Here is a 13333-nt window from a genome sequence, read left to right on the forward strand (position 1 = left end):
TGCGGCGGCGCAGCGGGAGGAGGGATGGGCCGCAGTGAACCGCGCGCCGTTGGGATCCGTACTGACCGCGATGGTCACGCCCTTCGACTCCGACATGCGCGCGGACGAGTCCGCGTTCGTCTCGTTGTTCCATCACCTCGTGCGGCACGGCTCTGACGGCATCGTGGCCTGCGCGACCACCGGGGAGGCTGCCACGCTGACCGATGAGGAGCACCTGCGGCTCATCGGGCTGGCCTGCTCCGAGCGGCCGTCCGGCGCCACCGTGGTCGCCTCCACCGGGTCGAACAACACCGCCCAGGCCTGCGCGATGACCGAACGGGCGACCGAGCTCGGTGCCGACGCCATCCTGTCGGTCACGCCGTACTACAACCGCCCGAACCGGCGCGGGCTGCTGCGGCACTACTCGGAGATCTCGCGGGCGACGGACAAGCCCATCTTCCTGTACAACATCCCCTCCCGCACCGGCATCGACATTCCCAACGACCTGCTCGCCGAGCTGGCCACGATCGAGCGGGTCGACTACGTCAAGCAGGCCAACAGCGCCAACCTGGCGCCGGTGGAGGGCCTCGGCGTCTACGCGGGCAACGACGACATATTCGCGCGCACGCTCGACCTCGGCGAGTGCGGTGGTGTGCTGGTCATCAGCCACATCGCCGGGGAACGGATCCGCAGGATGGTCGACGAACCCGAGCGGCGGGCGGAGATCGATGCCTCGCTCAAGCCGCTGTACCAGGCGCTCGGGGTGACGACCAATCCGATCCCGATCAAGGCCGCGCTGAACATGCTGGGCATCCGGGTGGGTCCGCCGCGCCTGCCACTGGTGGAGGTCGACGAGGCGGAGAGCGAGGTCGTCCGCAAGGCGCTGGTGGAGTGCGGGCTGCTGGAGTAGTCGCGCTCACGCCGACGCGCGCACGACGAGGTGGGTGTGCCCGCCCATCTCGCTCAACTCGCGGCTGACCCGTGCCGGTTACCCGGTTTCCAGTGCCGCTCGGTGACGAGCGGCTGCCCTGCGGTGAGCAGTGCCAGGCTGGCCGGGTAATCCCCGCTGCCCGCCAGGTCCGTCAGGAAGGTGCGCTGCGGGGTCATCGCCTGCTCGGGCGCGGCGTGCAGCCGCGCGGGCTCCCAGGGCGCTGAGACGATCATGTCCTGCAGGCCGAGCCGTAGCCCCTGGCCGGTCGCCTTCATGAGCGCCTCCTTGCGCGCCCAGTAGCGCAGGAACGCTCGTTCCCTCTCGGCCGGGTCGAGCGTGGCGATGGTGGCGCGCTCGCTGTCGGCGAGCGTGTAGCCGACCAGTCCGTCGACTGACTCGGCCGAGCGTCCGGCGGGCGACTCCACGTCCAGCCCGACCGGGACCCCCTGGGCCAGCGCGACGCCGACCCAGTCGCCGGAATGCGTGATGGACAGCTCGAGCGGCTCGCCGGGCGAGGTAGCCGCGGGCACGGTGGGCTTGCCGTGCGGCTTGCCGCAGCTGGAACAGGTGGCGTCCAGAGTGATCGTTTCCGGTGGCACGCCCAGCCGTTCGCCCACCGCGTGCTTGGCGAGTACCCGGCCGGTCAGGAAGCGGCGCCGGTCCGCGTCGAGCCGGTAGGAGTGGTACCTCCCGAGCTCGATCTCGTCGAGGTGCCGGAGCAGCTCGCCGCCTGGCGTGAGCGGCCCGGACCACAGCACCGCGCATTCCACGGTGGCAGCCTACGCGAAGTCGGCAGAGCCGACGGCTCCCCACGTCGTCAGCACGATCTCCCTGCAGACGTCCACATCGGGAGCCGCCGGCTCGGTAGCGCCGAGCGCCCGCAGCGCCAGCAGGGCGTACTCGCGGGCGAGCTCGTCGAGTGGCATCGGGCCGGTCGACGAGTACCAGCGCGCGACGCCGCTGCACATCTCGAGCAGGCCGCGCCTGGCTACGCCGTCTGGGTCGGCACGGAACGCGCCGGAGTGCTGACCGTCGGCGATGGCATCCGCCCACAGCCGCTCGTAGCTGTCCCGCGCGGCCACGACGGACCGGCGCAGCGCTGGGGACAGCGAGTTGACCTCGTTGTCCACGACCGCGGTCTCCTGGGCCCGCTCGGCGTGCGCGAGCACGTGCAACGCGACGAGCCTGCCGAGCCGTTCGGCGGGGTCGTCGACCGATGCGACCGCCTCGCGCCCCGCGGACACCAGGCGCCGCAGGCAGTCGTGCATGATCTCGGCGAGCAGTGCCTCCTTGGTGCCCATGTAGTGATAGAGGCTGGCCGAGGACAGCTGCGCGTGCTGTGCCAGCTCACGGATGCCGACCCCGTGAAACCCCTTGCTCGCGAACAGCTCCACCGCCACCCGGTGGATGCGCTCACCGGTGGTGTTCACCACCATCGTTGTCGCCCCCTGTCGTAAGAGCCTACCCACGGTTCGTCGCCTCCGGCGAGCTGTCCCTTGGCGACCCGCTCGGACGGCGTCATGGGTAGCTTATCGGCAAAACGCCAATAGCGTGGCACCTTGAAGTAAGCGAGCTTCTCCGCGCAGAACCGGGCGAGGGCCTCGGGGTCCGGGCCCGCGGCTCCCTCGGCGAGCACGATGTGGGCCTGGATCTCCTCGCCGCGCAAGTCGTCGGGCACCGCCGTCACCGCGGCGATGTCCACGTCCGCGTGCAGCGTCAGCGCGTGCTCCACCTCGTCCGCGGAGATGTTCTCGCCGCTGCGGCGGATCATGTCCTTGGTGCGGCCCACGTAGTACACGCGCCCCGCCTCGTCCATTCGCGCCAGATCTCCGGTGTGGAACCAGCCGTCGCGGAAGGCGTGCGCGGTGGCCTCGGGTCGGTCGTGGTAGCCGAGCATCAGGCCGGTGCCGCGGATGGCGAGCTCCCCGGTCCGGCCGCGGGGTGCCGCACCACCGTGCGAGCCGAGGATCATCACCTCGCGGTCCCGGATCGGTGTGCCCACGCAACCGGTGCCGACCAGCTCGTCGTGGTCGTGCTCGCGTACCCGCAGGTCCGCGCCGGTCTCGGTCATGCCGAACGCCTCGAACCACTGGACGCCCCAGCGACGCTCCAGCTCGGCGTGCAGCTCGGGGGGAATGGCCGAGGCGTGGATGGCGCGGACCGAGTGGTCGCGGTCGTTCTCGGCGACCGGCTGGCGTAGCAGCGCGGTCGGCATCAAGCCCAGGCAGTAGAACCACGTCACGCCGTGCTGCCGGACCTTCTGCCAGAACGTCGACGGGTGGAACCGATCCAGCACCACGAGCCGTGCGCCGGACGCGAGCCCTGTCACGACATTCCATTGTGGATCGACGTAGTGGAACGGCTGGGCGGTGAGGGTGATGTCGGCCGGTGCGATGTGCGGCGACTCCTCGACCATGCTCCTGGCGATCGTCGTCCAGTACCGGTGTGGCAGCACGCAGCCCTTCGGCGATCCCGTCGTGCCGGAGGTGTACTGGATGTTGACCGGCTGCTCGGGTGTGGGACCGGCGGGCAGCCCGTCCTGTCTGGTGGTGCGGAGGTCTCGCGGGGAGATCACCCCGGGTGCGTGGCGCAGGCCGGTGATCCCGCGGAGCAGCCCGGCGAACTCGTCGGCTGCCACCGCCAGGCGTGCCCCCGAGTCGTCAAGCACGTGCGCCGCGTCCAGCTCGCGGTAGTTGGTGTTCACCGGAACCAGCACGGCGCCGAGCCTCGCCAGCGCGAGCCACAGCAGCGGGAAGTCCGGCTCGTTGCGCAGCATCGCGGCGACCCGGTCACCCGGCGCGACCCCGTACGCGGTCAGCCCGGCCGCGAGCTCGGTGCTGCGCCGGTGGATGTCGGCGAAGCTGTACCGCTGCCCGGTGCCGTCGAAGACCCACGCGGTGCGGTCCGGCCACCGTTCGGCAGCGCGGGAGGTCAGGGTGGCGAGGTCCTCGACGTGCTCGATCGCGACGCTCACGGCTGGTGCCCTCCCTTGTCGTGGTTCGACGCGGCCGGCAGCGCCGCCTCACCGGAGGCCTCGGTGATCATCGCGTGGCTCACCTCCAGCTCGAGAGCGGCGTCCACGGTACCGTCCGTGCCCGCGTCAAGGGCGCGCTTCGCCAGCGCGGCGGCGACGGGGTTGCGGGCGATCTCGCTCGCGTGCCGCAGGGCCGTAGGCAGCAGCTCCGCTTCCTCGACCACGGTGCTGACCATGCCGAGCCGTGCCGCGGCCGGTGCGTCCAGGTCGCCACCGAGCAGCACGAGCTCCTTGGCCTTGAGCGGGCCGAGGAGCGCGGGCAGCAGCCGGGATGCCGCTCCCGTGACGCTGAGCCCGAGCCCGACCTCGGGGAAGCGGAACACCGCGTCGCGGGCGGCGAGCAGGAGGTCGCAGCCGATCGCGAACTCGGCCCCAGCACCGATCGCGTAGCCGTGCACCGCGGCCAGCACCGGCTGGCGCAGGTTCCGGATGCGCCGCGTGACGGCCTGCAGCCGCTCCAGCCGCGCGCGCGAGTCACCCTCCGGCAGCGGCTCCTTGAGGTCGTGCCCGGCACAGAACGCGCGCCCGCGGCCGGCGAGGACCACCGCACCCGGTGTGGGGTCGGCGGCATCGACGGCGTCGAGCGCGGCGAGGAGGTCGTCGACCAGTTCGGGGACGACGGCGTTCCGGCGATCCGGCCGGTTCAGCCGGATCGTGGCCACCCCGTCGGATATGTCGACATCCACGGTGCGCGGTCGTTGCGGTTGCGGCATGAGTGCCAGTCTAGACGAACCGATCGACCGATCGATAGGCTTCCGGTATGTGCGAGCGGGTACGAGTGATGGGCGAGCGCTCCGGATGACACGCACCGGCACACGCCGGTGCGCCCCTGGGGCGACGAGGCACAGGAAGCGGAGGACGGCGATGCCCGTTCGGGACGCGTGGCCGTCGGATCTCGACGAGATCTGCGCGATGATCGAGGAGCATGCCGAGTACGAGGGCAACGCGAGCCTGCGGCTGGACCGTGCGGCGATGGAGGGGTACCTGTTCGGTGCGCATCCCAAGGCCTGGGTGGTGCTGGCGCATCCCGGGGGCGCGCCGGAGTCCGTGGCGGGGTTCGCGTTCTGCTGCTGGAACTTCTCCACATGGGAGGGCAGGCCCGGGATCTGGATGGACGACCTGTTCGTCCGGCCCCGTTACCGCCGCGACGGGTTCGGCTCCCAACTGCTCACCGAGCTGCGATCCCGTACCGACGGCCGCGTCGAGTGGGAGATGCAGGACGGCAACAGCAAGGCGGCGGCCTTCTACGAACGGCTCGGCGCCTACCCGGTGACCGGCTGGACCCGGTACCGCTGGAAACCCCGGTAGCGGGCCGGGTCGTATCGTGGGGACATGGCTGAGGAGTTGGACCGGCGGTCCTCGTCGATAGAGGACTACGTCAGGGTCATCTACGGGCTCGCGGAGCGCGGCGAGGAGGTCACCAACACCTCCCTGGCCGCACGGCTGCAGGTCAGCCCGTCCTCGGCGTCCGGAATGGTGACGAAGCTGTCCCAGCAGGGGCTGGTCGCGCACGTGCCGTACCGAGGGATCGGGCTGACCTCGCAGGGGTACGCGCTGGCCCGCTCCGTGCTGCGCAGGCACCGCCTCATCGAGACGTTCCTGGTCTCGGAGCTGGGCTACACCTGGGACGAGGTGCACGCCGAGGCCGACGCGCTCGAGCACGCCGTGTCCGACCTGCTGGTCAACCGCATCTCGGCCAAGCTCGGCAACCCCCAGCGGGACCCGCACGGCGACCCGATCCCTGCGCACGACGGCACGGTCGAGGAGCTGGAGACCCGCCAGCTGCACGAGCTCGAGCCGGGCGTGGTCGGTGAGATCGTGCGGGTCTGGGACACCGACCCCGAGCTGCTGCGGTTCCTCGCCGACCGGGCGATCGGGCTGGGCGCGCGCATCGAGGTGCTCGAGCGGCAACCCTTCGGTGGACCCCTTGTCGTCAAGGTCGGCGCACCCCCTTCGGAGGCCACCCACGCCCTCGGCACCGAGGCCGCCCAGGCCCTCTCGGTAGCCGTGCTCTAGCACCCCGCCGTGCCTGCCGGCCCGGCATGCCGTGTCGAGTACTCCGGCACCCTGTGCCGGCCGGTCGGACACGCCATACCGGCGTGCACGGAGCGGTCACCTGCCGTTCGTGCACGTCCCGGATGTCCGGAGAGTGTCTTTACGCGAGGATGATCCGGCCGGTGGCATCGTGAAGTTCGGTACCGCCGAGGACACGGGAGGTCGGCATGCGAACGATCGGGCTGCTGGGTGGCATGAGCTGGGTGAGCAGCGCCGAGTACTACCGTCTGCTGAACGAGCGCACGAGCGACGTGCTCGGCACGCCCCATTCTGCACGGTGCGTGCTGTACTCAGTGGACTTCGCCGACATCGAACGGATGCAGGCCGACGGGCGGTGGGACGAGGCAGCCGCCGTCCTCGGCGACGCCGCCCGTGCGGTCCAGTCGGCAGGCGCGGAGCTGCTGGTGCTGTGCACCAACACCATGCACAAGGTCGCGGACGAGATCCAGGCGGCGATCGACATCCCGCTGCTGCATCTCGCCGACGTGACGGCCCGTGCCGTGCTCGACGCCGGTATCACCAGGGTGGGGCTGCTCGGGACCGCCTACACCATGGAACAGGACTACTACCGCACCCGCGTCGAGCGGCACGGCCTGGACGTGCTCGTGCCCGGCGCGGATGATCGGGCAACCGTGCACCGGAGCATTTTCGACGAGTTGGTGAACGGCACCATCTCGGATGCCTCCCGGCGGAGCTACCAGCAGATCATCGCCGGGCTCGCCGAAGCCGGCGCGGAAGGAGTGATCCTCGGCTGCACCGAGATCGAGCTGTTGATCGGCCGTTCAGACAGCCCGCTGCCGACCTTCCCCACCACCCGGTTGCACGTCGACGCCGCGGTCGCGGCCGCACTCGACGAGCACGTGGGTACCGGGCAGTCCTGAGCCCTACGGAGCACCGCGAGCCGCTGGCGCGAACCCGGTAGCTCGGCGCCGGGTGTGCGGACGACGAGTTCCACCGGTTTCCGACCCAGATTGTGCAACAACTAGGTTGCACATCATTCGTCGATGTGCAACTGTATAGTTGCACATATTGCGCCGAGTGAAGGAGTAGCTGTGAACGCAGATCGGATCGAACGCGACATACTGATCGCGGCCCCGGTGGAGCGGGTCTGGTCGCTGGTGGCCGAACCCGGGTTCTGGGCGGCCGACGAGGCGAACCTGTCCGGCGCGATCGCCGAGGAAGGCGAATTGACGGTCGTCAAGCACGCCCAGCACGGCGAATTTCCGGTGCGTGTGGAGAAGGTGGAGCCGCCGACATACGTGGCGTATCGCTGGGTGAGTGCGTTCCCCGGGGAAGCGCTGCGCGAGGACAACAGCACCCTTGTGGAGTTCACGTTGACCGCGGAGGGCGACAAGATCCGGCTACGCGTGGTGGAGAGCGGGTTCGCGGCACTGAACACGTCGGAGGACAACCGCCAGAACGTGATCAAGGATCACTCCAACGGCTGGCCACAGTGTCTCGATGCGTTGAAGGCGCGCGCCGAGCAATCCCGGGTGTGATGGACGAACGTGACGACACTGTGGAAACCGTCGACAGCGTGCTCGCTGCGCTGTCGGACCCGAGACGGCGGCAGTTGCTCGACTTGCTCGCCGAACAGGGGGAGGCCACCGCGACGACCCTCGCCGAGCGACTCCCCGTCTCCCGGCAGGCGGTGGTCAAGCACCTCGCGACTCTCGACGCTGCTGGACTGGTCTCGGTAACCCGGGTCGGACGCGAGGTGCGGTACGCGATCCGGACGGCAGGTGTGAACGCTACAGCCCAGTGGATGGCCGCGCTCGCGGACGACTGGGACCGGCGACTGGCGAAGATCAAGCGTGTCGCCGAGGCGGCCGAACGGGATTCACGCTCGCCACGACACGACTGACAAGGACGATGCACGCGATGGATACGACAGCACTTCGCAGTTCCTATGACAGGTTGCTCGATGTGGCCGCGATCCCGGATCTCGGCAATGCCGCCGACGGAGGATGGAACGCCGATCAGATCCTGGCCCACATCCTCAGTGTCGATGCCGGGATCGCCTCGGTCGCACTCGGCGTCGTCTCGGGCGCACGCCCCGCCTTCGACAACCGGATCTCCCTCGACACGTGGAATCTTGACCGGATCATCGCCGAGCACTCCGGCAGGGTGGAACTCATCGATCACGTACGGAGCCAGGCCACCGTCCTGTGTGACATCGCCGACCAACTCAACGACACAGCCGCCGCTGTTCTGGTGCCTTCATTCCTTCTGTCCAACGATGCGCTCGTGCTGGACCAGCCGATCCCGCTCGCCGACCTCATCGATGGTCTCGCCGAGAACCACGTACCCGCGCACACCCGACAACTCCTCGACCTTCGAGTTCCCGGCAACACCTGAGGCCGGCGAAACGAGTCATCCTGTCCGACGAGGAGGGCGTTGTTCGTCCTACCGGATCCGGAGTACGTGCGGTGGTGCGGTCCGGTGACGGATAGTGTCAAGCCCGCGACGCGAATGCTGTGTAGCTGCTCCCTGAGCCCTCTGGTCTTCCGCGAGCCGCAGGCGCGGCCCTCGTCAGCCCGAAGGGGAGAGCACAACGACGGGTATCTCGCGGTCGGTCTTGCGCTGGTAGGCGCGGTAGCGGTCGTTGTTGACCTCGTTGACGATCTCCCACAGCCGCGCGTGGCCCTCGTCGGCGGGGTACACCGGCCGGGCGGTGACGGGGATCCGGTCCCGCCCGACCTGGATCTCGCACTGCGGGTTGGCGGTGACGTTGTGCAGCCACGCCGGTGCCTTGCGCGCACCGCCGTTGGAGGCGGTGATCAGGTAACGGTCTCCATCGCTGGCGTAGGTCAGCGCCGACGTGCGCGGCTGGCCCGTGCGGCGTCCGGTGCAACGCAGCAGCAGCGAGGGCGGCATGCGCGGCACGCGGTGTCCGAGCCGACCGCCGCTGCGCTCGTAGATGAGCTGGTGCAGGGCCAGCGTCTTGACGAAGGTCTTGGTCAGCAGCTTGTCCATCGCCGCCGAGTTTACGCGCCAGTAGGTAAGCGCCGTGCGGCTAGCTCGACGTGCCGTTGATCAGGAGGCGCACCGAGAGCTCGAGACGCTGGTGCACGTCGGAGGCCGAGGCGCGCCTGCTGACCCACGCGATGAGGTTGGCCATCCACACGTCGGCGATCAGGTGGAAGATCGCCCGATCGTGTTCGGTGGGCTCCTGCTTGCCCATGGCGGTGGCGAACATGTCCTCCATCAGCCCGCCGACCAGCTCGACCTCCGCGGCGGCCGTGGTGTCGGCGAACATGAACGCGCGCACCATCGCCTCGGTCAGATGCGGGTCCCGTTGCAAGGCACGCGTGGTCTTGCCGAGCACGAACACCAGCCGGTCCGCCGGCGTCTCCCCGGGGATGGTGGTGCGTTCGAGCTTGTCCCTCGTCTGCTGGAACTCGCGCGCGAGCCCGGCGACGAGCAGGTGCACCTTGGACGGGAAGTACCGGTAGAGGGTGCCCAGTGCGACCTCGGCCTTGTCGGCGACCGCGCGCATCTGCACTGCGTTGTAGCCACCGCTGGCAGCCAGTGCGAGCGTCGCGTCGATGATGCGCTTGCGCCGGTCGCGCTGCGCAGGTGAACCCGGTTCCTCACCCTTCGGGGTGGGGATCTCGGAGGATCGTGGATTGGCCTTGGGCGGCACGGGATGTTCCCCCTTGCGCGGCGTCAGGAGCGTTCCGTGCTCAGGATACAACCACGGAACCTGTTTCAGTGCCAGTGGTCGGCGGCGGTTCGTTGGTCGTCGGTGATGGCTCGATGGGATATCGACCATGCACTATAACATGTTCTAGTATTGTGTGGCGGGAACGACGTATGTGGAGGAACTGTGCCGCTCGCCATCACGGATACCCAGCAGGCCTTGGCCTCATCGGTGCGCGACTGGACCGCGCGTACCGGCCCGATAGCCGCGGTACGTGCCGCTGAGGGGCACGGAGTCACCCCGGACTCGTCCGGCAGCGGTTGGCACGACCTCGCCGCGATCGGTGTGCTCGGCATCGCCGTGCGCTCCGACCTCGGCGGTGCGGGCGGCACGGTCACCGACGCCGCCGCTGCCCTGGAGGAGGCCGCGGCGGGGCTGGCACCCGGCCCGGTGCTGCCCACTGCGCTCGCGGCGCTCGTGCTCGACCGCGCCAGGGGGCCCGCGGCGACCAAGGAGGTCACCCCGCAGCTGGCCGCGGGAGAGGCCCACGCGGGCGTCGCGCTCGAACCGTTCGGTGTCACCGCACGCCGTGCGGACGGGGGTGGGTTGGTCGTCTCCGGCGAGGCAGGCATCGTGTTCGGGGCCGACGCGGGCGCCCACCTGGTGCTTTCCGCGGACGTGGGCGGCGTGCCGACCTGGTTCGTGCTCGCGCCCGGCCGGGATGGGGTGGCAGTGCGGCCGTGCACGCCGGTGGACTTCTCCCGGACGGCCGCGCGGGTGCGGCTCGACGAGGTCGAGGTGCCCGCGGACGCGGTCCTGGACACCCTGTCCACCGAGCACGTCCGCGACATCGCGGCCACCCTGGTGAGCGCGGAGGCCTCCGGCATCGCCCGATGGTGCGTGCGCACCGCGAGCGAGTACGCGACCACCCGTGAGCAGTTCGGCCGCCCCATCGGGGCGTTCCAGGCCGTCAAGCACCTGTGCGCGACCGCGTTGTGCCGCGCGGAGCAGGCGACGGCACTGGCCTGGGACGCGGCACGGGCCGCGGAGGCGGCCACGGATCAGGCCGGCGAGCAGTCCGTCGCCGACCAGCACGCCTTCGCCACGGCCGCGGCCGCCGCCTACGCCCCGGACGCGGCTGTCGACAACGCCAAGGACTGTATCCAGGTGCTCGGCGGTATCGGCTTCACCTGGGAGCACGACGCGCACCTGTACCTCCGACGCGCGCTGGCACTGCGCCGGATGCTCGGCGGCACCGCGAGCTGGCGCGGCAGGCTGGCCGGGCTGGCCGGGGACGGCCACCGGCGCGGCGTGACGCTGGAGGAGGCCGAATGGGACGCCGGGGCCGAGGAGATGGCCGAGCAGCGTGCCCGGGTGCGCGAGGTGGTCTCCGGCATCGCCGCGTTACCGCCGGACCGGCGCAGGGACGAGCTGGTCGACTCCGGTTACCTGGTGCCGCACTGGCCGAGGCCGTACGGTCTGGACGCCTCGCCCGCGCTGCAGCTGGTGATCGACGAGGAGCTGGAGCGGGCGGGCGTCGCGCGGCCCGAGCTGGTGATCGGGGCATGGGCGGCCCCGACGATCCTGGCGCACGGCACCGAACGGCAGGCGGAACGGTTCGTCGGCCCGACGTTGCGTGGCGAGATCACCTGGTGCCAGCTGTTCAGCGAGCCGGGTGCCGGCTCGGACCTGGCGTCACTGCGCACCACGGCAACCAGGGTCGCAGGCGGCTGGGTCCTGAACGGCCAGAAGGTGTGGACCTCGGTGGCACACGAGGCGGACTGGGCGATCTGCCTTGCCCGCACGGATCCCGAAGCCCCGAAACACAAGGGCATCACGTATTTCCTGGTGGACATGCGTTCGGACGGGATCGAGACGCGGCCGCTCCGGGAGATCACCGGCGACTCGAGGTTCAACGAGGTCTTCCTCACCGAGGTGTCCGTGCCCGACGACGCGGTGGTCGGCGAGCCCGGCCAGGGATGGAAGCTCGCGCGCACCACGCTTGCCAACGAGCGTGTCGCGATGTCCGGCGGGCCGTCCCTCGGCGACGGGCTCGAGCAGCTGGTGGCGCGGCGGGACGGCATGTCGGATGACGAGCTCGGTGGGCTGGTCGCGCAGGGGCATGCGTGTTCTGTGCTGGACGCGCGTGCCACGCTGCGTAGCCTCGGTGGGCACGGCGGCGGCGCCGAGTCCAGCGTGCGCAAGCTGGTCGGCGTGTGGCACCGGCAGGCGGTAGCCGAGGCCGCGCTCGGCGAGTTGGGCACCGAGGGCGCCGTCGTGACCGAGGACGGCGAGGAGGTCGTGCACGAGTTCCTGCTGAGCCGGTGCCTGAGCATCGCGGGCGGGACGACGCAGGTGCTGCTCAACGTGGCGGCGGAACGCCTGCTGGGTCTACCGCGCGACTGACTGCCCGGTGCGCTCGGCGACCGGCGGCTGGTCGGCGCGCTGGGTCGCGTACGTCCACTCCAGGAAGCGTTGCACCCCGCGCACCACGTGCGCGCTGCGGATCGACGGGAAGATGTCGAAGGCGTGCTGGGCGCCCGGCACCTCGGCGTAGGCCACCGGCCGGCGCGAGGTCGCGCGGAGCTTGTCCACGAACACCCGCGCGTCGGAGACGGGGATCAGCGAGTCGTGCTCGCCGTGCAGCACGAAGAACGGCGGTGCGTCCGGGTTGATGCGGTGCAGCGGTGAGGCGGCAAGGTAGGTGTCCAACTCGGTCTCGGCGTCCTTGCCGACCACGTAGCGTTCCAGCACGGACCGGCGCATCGCCTTCGCTGCCCGGGAGCCGGACTGCGCCGCGAAGTCGTAGGCCCCGTAGTGCGGCACGCAGGCCTGCACGCTGGTGTCCGCGTCATCGAACCCTGGCTGCCATGCGGGGTCGTTCGGTGTCAGCGCCAGCAACGAGGCCAGGTGGCCGCCTGCCGAGCCGCCGGTGACGGCCACGAACGACGGGTCGCCGCCGTACTCGGCGATGGTCTGCTTGACCCAGGCGAGGGCCTGCTTGATCGCGACGATGTGCGAGGGCCACCGCGCGCGGGGAGACAGCGGGTAGTTGACGGAGACGCACACCCACCCGCGCTTGGCCATGTGCAACATCAGGGGTAGGCCTTGCTGGTCCTTGTTGCCCACCATCCAGGCGCCGCCGTGGATCTGCAGCAGGACGGGGCGGTTCCGGTGCGGTGCGCGCGGCCGGTAGACGTCCAGCAGGTAGCGCTTGCCCCCGTCCGCGTAGGCGATGTCGCGAGTCCGCCGCACTTCCGGCGAGCGCATGCGAAACGGCATCACCAGCTGGTCGAGGGGCAGGCTCAGGTCGGACGGGTGACTGGGTGGGCTGAGCTGGTCCTTGTACTCCGGGCCGAGCGCGCTCACCAGCGCGTCCTCGACGGTGTCCCGGGCCCGGTGCGCAGAGGACATCAGCGCGACCAGACCCGCGGCGGAGGCCGCGGACAGTGCGAGGCCGATCCGGTCCCGCCTGCCCCGGCGGGCGAGGTGTAGCGCGGTGTCGGCGACGTTCACGGCGAGCAGGTGCGGGGCCAGCTCGGAGGTGAGCCAGCCTGCGAAGAAGCCGGGGATCGCCGTCGCCTGGCCGCGCAGCGGGCGGAGGGCATTCGCGGTGAGCGCGAGCTGTGCCGCGCGCCGGGTGCGGAAGGAAGGACCCATGCGACGAGGATAGCGTGAGACGTCCCGCTCA

The 13333-nt window shown here is 70.4% G+C and carries 15 protein-coding genes; 8 read left to right on the top strand and 7 right to left on the bottom strand.

Annotated features, from left to right (window positions below; translation table 11 throughout):
* Positions 1-34 precede the first annotated feature (34 nt).
* A complete protein-coding gene (gene dapA, locus CHB84_RS11500) occupies positions 35-889 on the top strand; it encodes a 4-hydroxy-tetrahydrodipicolinate synthase (protein WP_089301551.1) in 855 nt (284 codons plus the stop codon).
* A 53-nt stretch (positions 890-942) separates the two neighbouring features.
* On the opposite strand, the gene CHB84_RS11505 is transcribed toward dapA, so the two are convergent.
* Genes CHB84_RS11505 through CHB84_RS11520 form a run of 4 tightly spaced genes read right to left on the bottom strand, consistent with a single transcriptional unit; the run spans position 943 to position 4657 of the window.
* Positions 943-1680, bottom strand: coding sequence for a 4'-phosphopantetheinyl transferase family protein (locus CHB84_RS11505; protein ID WP_089301552.1), 738 nt, complete (start codon positions 1678-1680; stop codon positions 943-945).
* Positions 1681-1689: 9 nt separating this feature from the next.
* Positions 1690-2346 carry a TetR/AcrR family transcriptional regulator gene (locus CHB84_RS11510; RefSeq protein WP_089301553.1) on the bottom strand — a complete coding sequence of 219 codons (657 nt, stop codon included), beginning with the start codon at positions 2344-2346 and terminating at the stop codon, positions 1690-1692.
* Complete coding sequence (locus CHB84_RS11515; protein ID WP_089301554.1) at positions 2337-3884, bottom strand: AMP-binding protein; 1548 nt, start codon at positions 3882-3884, stop codon at positions 2337-2339. The genes CHB84_RS11510 and CHB84_RS11515 overlap by 10 nt, the downstream gene beginning before the upstream one ends.
* Entirely contained in the window at positions 3881-4657 is a 777-nt protein-coding gene (locus CHB84_RS11520; protein ID WP_089301555.1) for an enoyl-CoA hydratase/isomerase family protein, read from the bottom strand. Before CHB84_RS11520 ends, CHB84_RS11515 begins: the two co-directional genes overlap by 4 nt.
* 151 nt (positions 4658-4808) lie before the next feature.
* Between CHB84_RS11520 and CHB84_RS11525 the strand changes: the two genes are divergently transcribed.
* The 6 genes from CHB84_RS11525 to CHB84_RS11550 all read left to right on the top strand — a co-directional run bounded on the left by CHB84_RS11525 (position 4809) and on the right by CHB84_RS11550 (position 8357).
* Positions 4809-5252, top strand: a complete 444-nt coding sequence (locus CHB84_RS11525; RefSeq protein ID WP_089301556.1) for a GNAT family N-acetyltransferase — start codon at positions 4809-4811, stop codon at positions 5250-5252.
* Positions 5253-5276: 24 nt separating this feature from the next.
* Positions 5277-5960 (top strand): metal-dependent transcriptional regulator, encoded by a 684-nt coding sequence (locus CHB84_RS11530; RefSeq protein WP_089301557.1) that lies wholly within the window; start codon positions 5277-5279, stop codon positions 5958-5960.
* Positions 5961-6166: 206 nt separating this feature from the next.
* Positions 6167-6880, top strand: coding sequence for an aspartate/glutamate racemase family protein (locus tag CHB84_RS11535; RefSeq protein ID WP_089301558.1), 714 nt, complete (start codon positions 6167-6169; stop codon positions 6878-6880).
* A 171-nt stretch (positions 6881-7051) separates the two neighbouring features.
* Entirely contained in the window at positions 7052-7498 is a 447-nt protein-coding gene (locus tag CHB84_RS11540; RefSeq protein ID WP_089301559.1) for an SRPBCC domain-containing protein, read from the top strand.
* Positions 7498-7863 (top strand): ArsR/SmtB family transcription factor, encoded by a 366-nt coding sequence (locus CHB84_RS11545; RefSeq protein ID WP_089301560.1) that lies wholly within the window; start codon positions 7498-7500, stop codon positions 7861-7863. Before CHB84_RS11540 ends, CHB84_RS11545 begins: the two co-directional genes overlap by 1 nt.
* A gap of 17 nt (positions 7864-7880) precedes the next feature.
* A complete protein-coding gene (locus CHB84_RS11550; protein WP_089301561.1) occupies positions 7881-8357 on the top strand; it encodes a hypothetical protein in 477 nt (158 codons plus the stop codon).
* 174 nt (positions 8358-8531) lie between these two features.
* On the opposite strand, the gene CHB84_RS11555 is transcribed toward CHB84_RS11550, so the two are convergent.
* Together CHB84_RS11555 and kstR are read right to left on the bottom strand one after the other, a co-directional pair.
* The gene (locus tag CHB84_RS11555; protein ID WP_089301562.1) at positions 8532-8975 is read right to left on the bottom strand and encodes a nitroreductase family deazaflavin-dependent oxidoreductase; all 444 of its coding nucleotides are present in this window, start codon (positions 8973-8975) and stop codon (positions 8532-8534) included.
* 40 nt (positions 8976-9015) lie between these two features.
* Complete coding sequence (gene kstR, locus CHB84_RS11560) at positions 9016-9645, bottom strand: cholesterol catabolism transcriptional regulator KstR (RefSeq protein ID WP_245818693.1); 630 nt, start codon at positions 9643-9645, stop codon at positions 9016-9018.
* Positions 9646-9828: 183 nt separating this feature from the next.
* Here kstR and CHB84_RS11565 point away from each other — a divergent pair, with 183 nt between their 5' ends.
* Positions 9829-12048 carry an acyl-CoA dehydrogenase family protein gene (locus CHB84_RS11565; RefSeq protein WP_089301564.1) on the top strand — a complete coding sequence of 740 codons (2220 nt, stop codon included), beginning with the start codon at positions 9829-9831 and terminating at the stop codon, positions 12046-12048.
* Here the strand turns inward: CHB84_RS11565 and CHB84_RS11570 are convergent.
* Positions 12034-13302, bottom strand: a complete 1269-nt coding sequence (locus CHB84_RS11570) for an alpha/beta hydrolase (RefSeq protein WP_089301565.1) — start codon at positions 13300-13302, stop codon at positions 12034-12036. The two genes, CHB84_RS11565 and CHB84_RS11570, sit on opposite strands and share 15 nt — an antisense overlap.
* Between the last annotated feature and the right edge of the window lie 31 nt (positions 13303-13333).

It is taken from the genome of Haloechinothrix alba (genome assembly GCF_900188115.1).
In the GTDB taxonomy this organism is placed as follows: domain Bacteria; phylum Actinomycetota; class Actinomycetes; order Mycobacteriales; family Pseudonocardiaceae; genus Haloechinothrix; species Haloechinothrix alba.